An 11,822-nucleotide genomic window follows, 5' to 3' on the forward strand; every position below is an offset into this window, starting at 1 on the left:
GAACGCTAATATGCCTCGTTGTGCCTGGTGCGGCAGCGATCCGCTGTATATCGACTACCACGACCACGAGTGGGGCGTGCCGTTACGCGAGCCGCGCGCGCTGTTCGAGCTGTTGCTGCTGGAAGGCTTCCAGGCTGGTCTGGCCTGGATCACCGTGCTGAGAAAGCGCGAGCGCTACCGCCAAGTGTTGTTCGGCTTCGATCCGCAGCGCCTGGCGTGCATGAGCGATGCGCAGATCGAGACGCTGTTGCAGGACCCCGGCATCATCCGCCACCGGCGCAAGCTGGAGGCTGCGCGCAGCAACGCCCGGGCCTGGTTGCGCCTGGATGATCCGGTCGCGTGGCTCTGGTCATTCGTCGGCGGTATGCCACGGATCAATCGTTTTGCCTCGCTCGCCGAGGTGCCGGCTGTCACGCTGGAGGCCGAGGCGATGAGCAAAGCGTTGAAAAAGGCTGGCTTCACCTTTGTCGGGCCGACGATCTGCTACGCCTTCATGCAGGCGAGCGGGATGGTGATGGATCATATCCTCGACTGCGAGCGCCACGCCGAACTGGCGGGCTGATCCACCTCTATTATGGGTGCCGAATTATACAAGGCCCGGCACCGTGCGGCTGTCAGAACCACAGGCGTATGCCGGCGACGAAGCGCCATTCTTCGACAGCTTCGCCTTCTTCACGAAGCATGTTGGCCGTGCCGTCGTAGGAACGGCTCCAATTGACCCCGATATAGGGTGCGAACTGGCGGACGAATTCGTAGCGCAGGCGCAGGCCGGCTTCGATCTCGGACAGGCCGGCACCCACGCCACGGCTTTCGTCGTTGCGGCCGTAGACATTGATTTCCGTCGTGGGTTGCAGGATCAGGCGGTTGGTGAGCAGCAGGTCGTAGGTGGCTTCGAAACGGGCCGAGGTCTGGCCGTTTTCGCCATAGTAGCCGGTGGCTTCGATATCGATATTGTAGAAGGTGCCCTGGGCGCCCAGGGCAGCCCAGGTCTGGGCCGATTCCGGTTTGAAGTCGTGGCGTACTCCACCAACCAGATCCCAATTGTTGTTCAGGGCATGGCCCCACATGGCATGGATTTCCGCCTGCTCGGTGAGGCCGTTGCTGCGCTCGCCTTGAGAGCGCAGCACCAGTCGGTCGACATCGCCGCCGATCCAGCCTTGCGCATCCCAGTTCAGGGCGCTGCCGTCGTCGGCATCCTGGTATTCCAGCTTTTCGAACAGAAAAAAACGGCGAATCGCACTGTCGTGCAAGGTATGGCCGGATACATGGGGAAAGGCGGCTCGGCGGTCCGCGGCGGTGATCGGTGCAATGGGCGTCCGGCTTTGGGCTGTGGCGGTGCCATCGTCATGCGTCATACCGTGGTGATCCATGGCGTGAGCGGCATTGCCCGTTCCTGCGTGCGTGCCCATGGATGATCTGCCGGAATGATGCTTGTGGTCGTCTTCGGCCAAGGCGACGGGGACCTGGGCGACCCCCAGCAGACCGAGGGCGAAAGCGCTGCCCAGTAGCGGCTTGTGGCTGAAAGATAGGTTCATGGCGATCTCACTCGTCCACGATCACTTCGCGGAACATGCCCATTTCCATGTGGTACAGCATGTGGCAGTGATAAGCCCAGCGACCCAGCGCGTCGGCTGTCACGCGATAGCTGCGCTTGGTGCCGGGCGGCATGTCGATGGTGTGTTTGCGCACCAGGAAATTGCCGTGCTCGTCTTCAAGGTCGCTCCACATGCCATGCAGGTGGATGGGGTGGGCCATCATGGTGTCGTTGACCAGAGTGATGCGCAGGCGCTCGCCGTATTTCAGGCGCAGTGGCTGGGCAGCGGAGAACTTGATGCCGTCGAAGGACCAGGCGAAGCGCTCCATGTTGCCGGTCAGGTGCAGTTCGAGGGTGCGGCCGGGCTCGCGGCCGTCCGGATCGGCGAAGCGGCTGCGCAGGTCCGCATAACGCAGCACGCGCCGGCCGTTGTCGCGCAGACCGATGCCCGGATCGTCCAGCTTGGGCTGGGGATACAGGGTTTGCATGTCGACCAGTGGGTTGTGGGATTCCGAGGCGGGATGCTGTTGCATCTGGCCACCCATACTGCCGTGGTCCATCCCACCGTGCCCGCTGTCAGCCATGTCGCTGTGGTGCATGCCCACATCGTTCATGGTGAGTACCGGGCGCGGGTCCATCTCGGGAACTGCCGCGCTCAAGCCTTCGCGAACGGCCAGGGTGCCGCGCGCATGGCCGGTGCGATCCATGGACTGGGCGAAGAGGGTGTAGGCCTCGGCCTGGGGTTCGACGATCACGTCGAAGGTTTCTGCGACCGCGATGCGCAACTCGTCGACCTCGACCGGTTCGACCGGTTGGCCGTCGGCTGCCACGACAGTCAGCTTCAGGCCCGGAATGCGTAGGTCGAAGTAGGTCATGGACGAACCATTGATGAATCGCAGGCGGATCTTCTCACCCGGTTGGAAGAGCGCGGTCCAGTTGTCGTCGGGTGCCCGGCCGTTGAGCAGATAGGTGTAGGTATAGCCGCTGACGTCGGAAATGTCGGTGGGGTTCATGGTCATCCTGGCCCAGCCCATGCGCTCGGAGAGGGTCGACAGCCAGCCGTGCTCGCTCACATCGTGGATGAAATCGAACACGGTGCGCTGCTGGTAGTTGTAGTAGTCGGACTGTTTCTTGAGTTTGGACAAGACCCGCTCCGGGTTCTCATCGGTCCAGTCGGTGAGCATCACCACGTAGTCGCGGTCGCAGTGCCAAGGCTCTGCCGTGCTGGGTTCGATCACCAGCGCGCCGTAGACGCCCGATTGCTCCTGCAGCGCCGAATGGCTGTGATACCAGTAGGTGCCGTGCTGGCGGACCTTGAAGTGGTATTCGTACAGGCCGCCCGGGGCTATGCCGTCGAAGCTCATGCCGGGCACGCCGTCCATGTTGGCTGGCAGGAGGATGCCGTGCCAATGGATCGAACCGGGTGCGTCCAGCCGGTTCCTGACCCGCAGCGTGACGGTATCGCCTTCGCGCCAGCGCAAGGTCGGGCCGGGCAGGGTGCCGTTGATGGTCATGGCACGGTGGCTGGCGCCGGCGAAATCGACACTGGTTTGCGCCAGCAGCAGATCGAATTCGTTGCCTGTCAGTATGGCCGGGCGGTGCCGTCGGCCTGTTGCCTGCAGCGGTGCGTGCCACAGGCCGAGCTGCGCGAGCAGGCCGCCGGCGGCCAGGCTTTTGACGAAAGTCCGGCGCAAAATCTTGTCTTGCATAGGGTGATCCGGGCTGCAGGTTTCGTGGTTGGAACGAGCAAAGTCGTTATGGCAAGGCAGGGTTGGGCAGCGCAACGCCGTAATAGTGCGCAGCGCTGTATGGAATCGGCTGGTATCGCCGGCAAACAGCCGAGGTCAGGCCGAACGCAGCTGCGCCACGATCTCGAAGGCCCGGTGGCGATCGTTCGGCTCGTACATGTCGTTGGTGAAGATCAACTCATCGGCCCGAGTCTGCTCCAGCAACACCTCCAGGCGCGCGCGGACCTTGCGCGGGCCGCCGATCAGCGCCATGCCCAGGAAGTTGCCCACCGCATCCTGCTCGTGCGGCAGCCAGACGCCCTGCATGCTCTTGATCGGCGGACGCAGTACCCGGCTCTGGCTGCGCAGCAGCGCCAGTACTCGCTGAAAGGCCGTGGTGGCCAGGTATTCGGCGCGCTCGTCGCTGTCGGCGGCATACAGCGGTACGCCAAGCATCACATAGGGTTTGTCCAGGGCTTCGGATGGCTGGAACTGGTCGCGATAGAGCCTGATCGCCTCATGCACATAAAGCGGTGCGAAATGCGAGGCGAAGGCATAAGGCAGCCCCATGGAGGCCGCCAACTGTGCGCTGAACAGGCTGGAACCGAGCAACCAGAGGGGGACGCGGGTATTGGTTCCGGGAATGGCGAATACCCGCTGATTCGGTTGCGGCGGGCCGAGCAGTGCCCGGACCTGCGCGACATCGGCAGGGAATTCGTCGTCGTCGTCGCTGCTCCGGTTTCGCCGCAGGGCCTGCATGGTGTAGCGATCGGTACCTGGCGCGCGCCCGAGCCCCAGGTCGATGCGTCCCGGATAGAGGGTTTCCAGGGTGCCGAACTGTTCGGCGATCACCAGTGGTGAGTGGTTCGACAGCATCACGCCACCCGCGCCAACTCGGATGCGCGAGGTGCCGGCCGCCAGATAGCCGATCAGGACCGAGGTGGCCGAACTGGCGATGCCGTCCATGTTGTGATGCTCGGCGACCCAGAAACGCTCGAAACCCAGTCCTTCCACATGACGGGCCAGGGCCAGGGAGTTATGCAGGGCCTGGGCCGGGCTACCATCGTCACGAATGGGCGCGAGGTCCAGGGTGGAAAAACGGATCTGATCGAGTCGTGGCATGGTCAAGCTCGCGTTTTCCGCGATTCGCGGTACGGATGAAAGATGATCCGGCGCCGGGCCGGATCTGCTGCAGGATACGGCGGCGACACTTAGAACCTGTTCACGATCTGCTGCGCGTCGGCCAAACGGCGTTGAAACCAGCCTGGATCGCCAGCCCGGTCGAAATGCTCATTTACCATTCGTAAACTCGCACGCGAGCCCGGTCCGCTTCCTCTGCCGTTTTCGCCACCGTTTGGCTCTAGCTCGCGAGATCGTGAACAGGTTCTCACGGCCAGCAGTAGACCATTTCTGCCTCTGCCAGATCTTGATGCGCGGCATCTTGCAGGAAGGCATAAGGGTTGAATCCCAGCGAGTACGCTGCGATACGGTAACGCTGCCCGGCCTGGAATGCATCGTAGTGGACCACCAGCTGGCAACTGCGACGATATTTGCCGGTATCCCGTCCACCCCCGCCTATGACTTCGAAGTCGTAACGCACTTCGAGTTCATGAGCACCAGGGGTTACCTGGAAATAACGCCCATCGTCGACCCGTGTTTCATCCAGCCGGTCGGCCATCAGATAGTCGCTCGGCGGCTTGCTCATGTCGACCCAGGCCTGTTTGAGGTCGGGCTCGGGCAATGGCCCGGCACAACCGGCCAGGGCCATCGGCAGTAGCGCGATAGCCAGTCTGGCCAGGTCGCCAGGCTTCAGGACGCGCCGCCGCATCCCCGCTCCGTGGCACGGGCCAGCAGGTTATTGTTTGCATCGTAGAGCTTGGCCCACGGGCGGAAACCGAGGCCGCCGGCGACCAGGCGATAGCGGCTGCCGGCACTGAAATCGGCATATTCGAGGCTCAGCCGGCAGTCGCGCTGGAGCGGCTCGGTACCGCCCACATTGGCGGCATTGACGGTGAAGCGAGTGCGCATGTCCAGGCGGCGGCTACCAGGGTCGACCTGGAAATAACGGGTGTCACGCAGTTGCTCCTGATCCACCGCAAGGGCTTCGAGCTGAGTCTGGTTTTGCGGCTGCAAGTCGATCCACGCCTGGTCGGGGTTGGGGGTTGGTATCCACAGCGAACAACCGCCAAGGGAAAGCAATACCAGTCCGGGCATCAAGCCGCGCATGTCGAAACTCCTGAATCGTCACTGTCGATAAGGATGTCGCGTTCGATTACCAGGTACGCCAGGTTCCCTACGAAAACGGCCAGCACCGAGCGATACCGCATGAAAAGAGACTCGTGCGCACGGCGTTGCTCGTTTAACCTCGCTTACCTGCTGCCTGCCTCTATGGCCCGAACTGCGCTCGCCGATTTCGTATAGAACCTACTTTGGCCCGAATGCGACATATTTTCGTTCTACTTTATCATTTGCTACTGCGCCGGATTTTCCTGCTGTCGGTTTTGTTGCTAAGTGGTTGTGCCAGCTACTATGGCCAGCTCGCCTCGGGGCAGCTTTCGCTGCTCCAGTCGCGCCAGTCCATCGACACGCTGATCGGCGACCCTGGGCAGGACGCCGAACTGCGCCAGCGCCTGGCCTTGCTGCTCAAGGCCCGCGCCTTCGCCAGCAGCAATCTCGGCCTGCCGGATAACGCCAGCTACCGGCAATACGCGGACATCCAGCGTTCCTATGTCGTATGGAACGTCTTTGCCACTCCCGAGTTCTCGGTCGAGCCGCTGCAACACTGCTTCCCCATTGCCGGCTGCGTCGCCTATCGCGGCTATTTCCACCAGAGCGCCGCGCGGGCAACAGCGGCCGAACTGAGCCTGACCGGCCTGGACACCCTGGTCGCCGGCGTGGATGCCTATTCCACCCTCGGCTGGTTCGCCGATCCGGTACTCAGCTCCATGCTGCGCCGCAACGATGAACAGCTCGCGGCCCTGGTTTTCCACGAACTTGCGCATCAGCGGCTGTATCTGCCGGGCGATACCGCCTTCAACGAGTCCTATGCCAGCTTCGTCGAACAGGAAGGTTTGCGCGAATGGCAGGCGCTGCGCGGTCTGCCGCCGCCGCGTGCGGAACGGGAGCGCGCTTACCGGCAACTGGTGGAACTGGTGCTGGCAACCCGTGAACGGCTGCGCGTGCTCTATGCCTCCGGCCAGCCGGAAGCGATCATGCGGACGAACAAACAGGCCGAATTCATGCGCCTGCGGCAAGCCTACCATCGGCTGCGCGAGCGGGACTGGAAAGGCCAGGGCTACTTCGATCACTGGATCAACCAGCCGCTGAACAATGCCACACTGCTGCCGTTCGGCCTCTACGATGGCTGGACGCCCGCCTTCGCGCGCCTGTTCGAACAGAGTGGGCGCAACTGGCCCGAATTCCATGCCGCCGTCGAAAAGCTCGCCCAATTGACTGACAGCGAACGCAATCGCCAGCTACAGGCGCTGATGACAGAGCAGGGACAGCAGACGCAAACCGCTGGAACCTGATTACGCAAGCCCGTTTCGCGCCCGGATGGCTCAGGCGGCACTCTCGTGACCATTGCGCAACGGCGGCGGCAGAAGCCGCGGTTCTGCATTCCTGAGTTGCCGCGCCAGTTTCAGCAGATCCTGTTTTTCCATATACGGCACGGATAGGGTGGGTTTCTGGAGACTGTCATGGATGTATTTCACATGGCTGGAAGACATGGCGATTTCCTCTTTACTGTATTTTTATACAGTATTGCTTCCAGGCGCAATCGGCAAGCCCGATCTGCTTCCCTGCCAGCAGGGCAGGGTGGAATGCCTGCCACGTTTGAGCGCTCTGTCCCGGTTAGGAAAAGCGCTTTGCTATCTAATTCGCTGCCATGAAGACGTTGCGAGACTTGCTCTATGGCGAACTATTACGGTTTCTTCAAAAAAACGGGAGCTGGATTGTTCTTACTGAACTTTGTTGATTCGGAGTCGCGATGAGTGTTCCACCTTCTTATACAGCTCACTATCGTAAATCTGACGATACGTGGCAGCCTCTTTCCGAGCATTTATTTGGTGCAGCCGCTTGGGCCAGAATTTTTGCCCGGAAACTGGGCATGGAGCACTTGGGTGAATTGCTGGGCTTGTTGCACGATCTCGGCAAATACAGTCAGGAATTTCCGGCTTATATCAAGTCAGCTATCGGCTTGCTGAAGTCGCGCCCCACGCGGGCGCGCGGATTGAAACGTCGTGCTCTCGAGTAGAGAGAGGACCATTGGCAGGTCGTGCCCCGCGCGGGCGTCGGTATTCTCGCAACCACCAGTCCATGCTATGGCCGCGGTGGGGAGGGTAGCAGGTCGTGGCGTTTCATCAGGGTGCGCAGGGTGTGCCGGCTGATGCCGAGGCGGTCGGCGCTGTGTACCTGGTTGTAGCGGTGACGCCTGAGCGTGGTTTCCAGAAGCAGTGATTCCCAGCGTGCGAGAAGGCTGTCGTCGCCGCGTTCCAGCAGTTCGGCCAGTTGGCGCTGGATGTCTTGCCAGAGGGTATCGCTGGGTGTGATGCCGGTTCGTTCGATGGATGAAGGGCTGGCCGTCCGGCGCTGCAGTTGCAGGTGCCAGGTTTCGATCAGTGGCCCTTCGCTCTGTAGGGCAGCGCTCAGCAGCGTGTTTTCCAACTCGCGGATATTGCCCGGCCAGTCGTGTGCCAGTAGGCACTGCATGGCCTCCATCGAGAGCCAGGGTTCTTTACGGGTATGTTCGCGGGCGAACTGGCCGAGGAAGTGGCGGGCCAGCGGCAGGATGTCACCAGGGCGTTCGCGCAAGGGGGGAATGCGCAGGGTGACGATATTGAGGCGGTAGAAGAGGTCTTCGCGAAAGCGTCCGCTGGCGATGGCTGCTTGCAGGTCTACATGGGTGGCACTGATCAGGCGGACGTCGATGGGGATCGGCTTGCGTCCGCCGACCCGTACGACTTCGCGTTCTTGCAGCACGCGTAGCAGTTTGACCTGCAGTATCAGCGGCAGGTCGCCGATTTCGTCGAGGAACAGGGTGCCGCCGTGGGCTGCTTCGAACCAACCTTCGCGCCGGCCGATGGCACCGGTGAAGGCGCCGGCTTCGTGGCCGAAGAATTCGCTTTCGGCCAGGCTTTCGGTGATGGCTGCGCCATTCACGGCAATGAATGGCCCTTTGCGTCCGCTGCATTTGTGAATATGGCGCGCCAGCAGTTCCTTGCCGGTACCGGTTTCACCCTGGATCAGTACGGCGACCGAGCTGTCGGCTACTCGCTCGGTCTGCGCCAGGAGTTGCTGCGAGCGCTCATCGGCAAATAGCAAGGCTTTGGCGCGGATTTCTTCACGACTGTTTTCATGGTCGGCCAGGGTCAGGATGGGGACGTTCATGAGGGCCTCGTGTTGAATGCTTTCAAGGCAATCTAGCGAGCTCTTCTTATGTTTAAAAATAATCAAATAAGCTTTGATTATTCTTTTTTTACAAAAAATCGACTCCGCCTACTGCGGCGAACCCGGCAGATCGCGCCGATCGCTGCGTTGAATCCAACAGTGGGTGCAGGTTTCCCTGACTTGCAAAAAGCTCTGCAGGCCGCATGAATCCTGGCGTTGAGTGTATGCTGCGAATGACGGCACGCTTTCTGCTTTGTCCCTTGTACCGCGAACTTGCCGATGGTCATCGCGGCTCGCCAGGGTCTTCCCCTCCCATGGCCAATATTCCAATCACGACCCGGCAAATTCTGGAGGAGAACCGATATGAGCCTGAATATTCAGCCTGTAACCGCCCGTATTGGCGCCGTCGTTGAAGGCGTGCGCCTGACCGATCTGAGTGATGCGCAGTTTGCCGAACTGCAGCAGGCCGTACTCAAGTACAAGGCGTTGTTCTTCCGCGACCAGCATCTAAGCGACGCCGAGCAGGAAGCCTTCACCCAGCGTTTCGGTGAACTGGTGGTCCATCCTACCATTCCGACAGTGGAGCACACGCAGGGTATCTTCGATGTCGATTCCGAGCGTTCACGCGCCAACTCGTGGCATAGCGATATCACTTTCGTGGTCGATTATCCGAAGATCAGTGTGCTGCGGGGCGAAGTGATCCCTGCGTTCGGCGGTGATACGGTGTTCGCCAATGCTGCCACCGCCTACCAGGATCTGCCGGAACCGCTGCGTAACCTCGCCGACAGCCTCTGGGCGCTGCATACCAACGATTATGACTATGCCGCGCCGAAGCAGATCGAGGCGGTAGCCACCAATCGCTTCCGGAACGAGTTCACTTCCACCGTCTATGAGACCGAGCATCCTTTGGTGCGCGTACATCCCGAGACCGGCGAGAAGGCTTTAGTGCTCGGGCATTTCGTCCAGCGGCTCGTCGGCCTCAGTAGCCATGATTCACAGCAACTGCTGAGGATTTTCCAGCAGCATGTCGTCAGCCTGGAGAATACCGTGCGCTGGCGCTGGCGGCAGGGTGATGTGGCCATCTGGGACAATCGTGCCACCCAGCATGTTGCAGTCGATGATTATGGCGATGCCCGCCGTATCGTGCGCCGTACCACTGTGGCCGGTGAGATTCCGGTATCGGTCAACGGTGAATCCAGCCGGGCGCTCAAACCTTCGCCGGAGAGCCGCATACCGCACAGCGAGCAAGCCAAGCTGGGGCTGAAAAAAGCCAGCTGATTTTCCTTGGTCCTTCGCAGGGGCTTCTGGGGCGATATTCGCCCCTTTTTTATTTCCTGAGTCTGGCTGCCGCAGGTACATTCGCCGGGCACTGTTTGTTCCTGCTACCGGTCATATCCGAAACACGGCCCGGCAGGGCCGGGATCTTGGTGCCGGTACGCGAAACGACAGGAGATTTCGCCCATGCATGCCGAACTGATTTTCGATGCCCGCAACGAAGCAGGGGCAAGCCCGATCTGGAGCGTAGTCGAGCAGGCGCTCTACTGGGTCGATATTCCGGAACGGCGGCTGCATCGCTGGTCCGCTGTGGACAGCGCGCTGGACAGCTGGCAGGCCGAAGAGATGCTCGGTGGCATCGCCCGTTGCGCTGCGCGGGGAAATGGCTGGATCGCCGGCTTGCAGAGTGGGGTGTTCGAGCTGCGCCCCGTTGCGCACGGCAAACTTGCGACGACTCGCCTGGCCGCTGTCGAGCATACCGCCGGGCACATGCGTTTCAATGAGGGCCGTTGCGACCGCCAGGGGCGCTTCTGGGCCAGCACCATGCATCTGGATACGGCGAATGCGCATCGGGTCGGCGCGCTTTACCGTTATTCGGTCGATATCCATGGCGCACGGCTGGTGCCCTACCTGCAAGGCTTTATCGTTCCCAACGGCCTGGCCTTCAGCCCGGACGGGAGAACCATGTACCTCTCCGATTCACATCCGATCGTGCGCTCGATCTGGACTTTCGACTACGACATCGACGCTGGCATCCCGCATAACCGGCGCCTGCTGGTGGATCTGAGTCATCATTCGGGCTGCCCGGATGGCGCAGCGGTGGATGAGGACGGGTGCTACTGGAGCTGCGGCCATGGTGCTGGCGTCGTTTATCGTTTCACGCCGGATGGCCGCCTCGACCGCACACTGGAGTTGCCGGTGAAGAACGTAACCATGTGCGCCTTCGGTGGCGCAAACCTGGATACGCTGTTCGTCACCTCGGCGCGCGCACTAGAAAAGGATTTGCACGATCAGCCCCTGGCTGGCGGGCTGTTCGCGGTGTATCCGGGCGTGAAAGGTCTGGAGGAGCCGGCGTTTCAGGGGTGAGGGCGGGTAGTGCAAGGTTGTTTCATTCATTGCCCTACGGTTTTGCGCCTTGCAGCGGTCCTACTTGCCGATCAGCAGCAGTTTCCCCGTCTGCGGGTCGCGATAGACTTGGCCGACGCTTTCCAGCCCCTGGCCTGCGCTGCCTTCGAGCGAGTCAGGCAGGGTTGGCAATTCACGGCCACGTTCGACCGCTACCGGCTGGCGCTGGATCTTCAGCTGTTCCAGCAAATCGGTCTTGGCCACCAGGGCGGCGATCAGGCCACAGGCGAACACCAGGATCACATCGGCCAGGTTGGCCAGCGAGCCGAGTGGGTCGTCGTCGGCCTCAAAGCGTCTAGAGCGCCAGCGCTGGTTCATCGCGATGCTCCCTGGCCATGTCGGCCTCCAGTTGATCGAGCAGGTCGTCGTACCAGCGCCGCCGCAGACGGCTCAGGACGAAGCCGATGGCACCGGTGAAAAGGCCGAGTACGGTGGTATCGAAGGCCACGCGCATGGCCACGCTGAGAATTTGCACATCGCCTGCGCCGAGCGCCGACAGGCCTGGACCGAGTGGGATCAGCGTTCCCATCAGGCCGAGCATCGGGCCGATCCGGGCGACCACCTCGGCACGCCCCAGACGCTTGCGGGCACGCCGCTCGATGTCGTCCAATGGCAGGTTGCGCCAGCTTTTCAGCCCGCCGAAGCGTTCACCGAGGGCGATGCCGGTGTCGCAAAGCGCCAGCGCTACCAGGCCGAACAGGGCCCAGGTCACCGGTTCCAGCAACCAGCCGACCAGCAGGTGCAGCCAGCTGAACAGTTGACTCTCGAACATT

Annotated in this window: 14 protein-coding genes; 5 read left to right on the top strand and 9 right to left on the bottom strand. The window is 61.6% G+C overall.

Going from position 1 to position 11,822, the window contains the following annotated elements; all coding sequences use genetic code 11:
- The first annotated feature begins 10 nt into the window (after positions 1–10).
- Positions 11–562 carry a DNA-3-methyladenine glycosylase I gene (locus FHR87_RS08140; RefSeq protein ID WP_183166215.1) on the top strand — a complete coding sequence of 184 codons (552 nt, stop codon included), beginning with the start codon at positions 11–13 and terminating at the stop codon, positions 560–562.
- A 52-nt stretch (positions 563–614) separates the two neighbouring features.
- Here FHR87_RS08140 and FHR87_RS08145 read toward each other — a convergent pair whose 3' ends face one another.
- From FHR87_RS08145 to FHR87_RS08165, 5 genes are all read right to left on the bottom strand, one after another.
- Positions 615–1,535, bottom strand: coding sequence for a copper resistance protein B (locus FHR87_RS08145; RefSeq protein WP_183166216.1), 921 nt, complete (start codon positions 1,533–1,535; stop codon positions 615–617).
- A 7-nt stretch (positions 1,536–1,542) separates the two neighbouring features.
- Positions 1,543–3,243 carry a copper resistance system multicopper oxidase gene (locus FHR87_RS08150; protein ID WP_183166318.1) on the bottom strand — a complete coding sequence of 567 codons (1,701 nt, stop codon included), beginning with the start codon at positions 3,241–3,243 and terminating at the stop codon, positions 1,543–1,545.
- 135 nt (positions 3,244–3,378) lie between these two features.
- Positions 3,379–4,383 carry an LLM class flavin-dependent oxidoreductase gene (locus FHR87_RS08155; protein ID WP_183166217.1) on the bottom strand — a complete coding sequence of 335 codons (1,005 nt, stop codon included), beginning with the start codon at positions 4,381–4,383 and terminating at the stop codon, positions 3,379–3,381.
- 265 nt (positions 4,384–4,648) lie between these two features.
- Entirely contained in the window at positions 4,649–5,089 is a 441-nt protein-coding gene (locus FHR87_RS08160; RefSeq protein WP_246335873.1) for a PA0061/PA0062 family lipoprotein, read from the bottom strand.
- The gene (locus tag FHR87_RS08165) at positions 5,071–5,487 is read right to left on the bottom strand and encodes a PA0061/PA0062 family lipoprotein (protein ID WP_183166218.1); all 417 of its coding nucleotides are present in this window, start codon (positions 5,485–5,487) and stop codon (positions 5,071–5,073) included. Before FHR87_RS08165 ends, FHR87_RS08160 begins: the two co-directional genes overlap by 19 nt.
- 212 nt (positions 5,488–5,699) lie before the next feature.
- Here FHR87_RS08165 and FHR87_RS08170 point away from each other — a divergent pair, with 212 nt between their 5' ends.
- Positions 5,700–6,791, top strand: coding sequence for an aminopeptidase (locus tag FHR87_RS08170; RefSeq protein WP_183166219.1), 1,092 nt, complete (start codon positions 5,700–5,702; stop codon positions 6,789–6,791).
- A gap of 30 nt (positions 6,792–6,821) precedes the next feature.
- On the opposite strand, the gene FHR87_RS08175 is transcribed toward FHR87_RS08170, so the two are convergent.
- Positions 6,822–6,989 carry a hypothetical protein gene (locus FHR87_RS08175; RefSeq protein ID WP_183166220.1) on the bottom strand — a complete coding sequence of 56 codons (168 nt, stop codon included), beginning with the start codon at positions 6,987–6,989 and terminating at the stop codon, positions 6,822–6,824.
- A gap of 260 nt (positions 6,990–7,249) precedes the next feature.
- On the opposite strand from FHR87_RS08175, the gene FHR87_RS08180 reads away from it, so the two are divergent.
- Entirely contained in the window at positions 7,250–7,516 is a 267-nt protein-coding gene (locus FHR87_RS08180; RefSeq protein WP_183166221.1) for a CRISPR-associated endonuclease Cas3'', read from the top strand.
- Positions 7,517–7,581: 65 nt separating this feature from the next.
- Here FHR87_RS08180 and FHR87_RS08185 read toward each other — a convergent pair whose 3' ends face one another.
- Complete coding sequence (locus FHR87_RS08185; protein WP_183166222.1) at positions 7,582–8,649, bottom strand: sigma-54 interaction domain-containing protein; 1,068 nt, start codon at positions 8,647–8,649, stop codon at positions 7,582–7,584.
- A 363-nt stretch (positions 8,650–9,012) separates the two neighbouring features.
- Here FHR87_RS08185 and FHR87_RS08190 point away from each other — a divergent pair, with 363 nt between their 5' ends.
- Positions 9,013–9,927, top strand: coding sequence for a TauD/TfdA dioxygenase family protein (locus FHR87_RS08190; protein WP_183166223.1), 915 nt, complete (start codon positions 9,013–9,015; stop codon positions 9,925–9,927).
- Positions 9,928–10,110: 183 nt separating this feature from the next.
- Positions 10,111–11,010, top strand: coding sequence for an SMP-30/gluconolactonase/LRE family protein (locus FHR87_RS08195; RefSeq protein ID WP_183166224.1), 900 nt, complete (start codon positions 10,111–10,113; stop codon positions 11,008–11,010).
- 60 nt (positions 11,011–11,070) lie between these two features.
- Here FHR87_RS08195 and FHR87_RS08200 read toward each other — a convergent pair whose 3' ends face one another.
- Entirely contained in the window at positions 11,071–11,367 is a 297-nt protein-coding gene (locus FHR87_RS08200; RefSeq protein ID WP_183166225.1) for a DUF2149 domain-containing protein, read from the bottom strand.
- Positions 11,345–11,821: a MotA/TolQ/ExbB proton channel family protein gene (locus tag FHR87_RS08205; RefSeq protein ID WP_183166226.1), complete on the bottom strand. Its 477-nt coding sequence runs from the start codon at positions 11,819–11,821 to the stop codon at positions 11,345–11,347. The genes FHR87_RS08200 and FHR87_RS08205 overlap by 23 nt, the downstream gene beginning before the upstream one ends.
- Position 11,822 lies beyond the last annotated feature (1 nt).

Origin of the sequence: Azomonas macrocytogenes (assembly GCF_014191985.1) — a bacterium.
GTDB classification, from domain to species: Bacteria; Pseudomonadota; Gammaproteobacteria; order Pseudomonadales; family Pseudomonadaceae; genus Azomonas; species Azomonas macrocytogenes.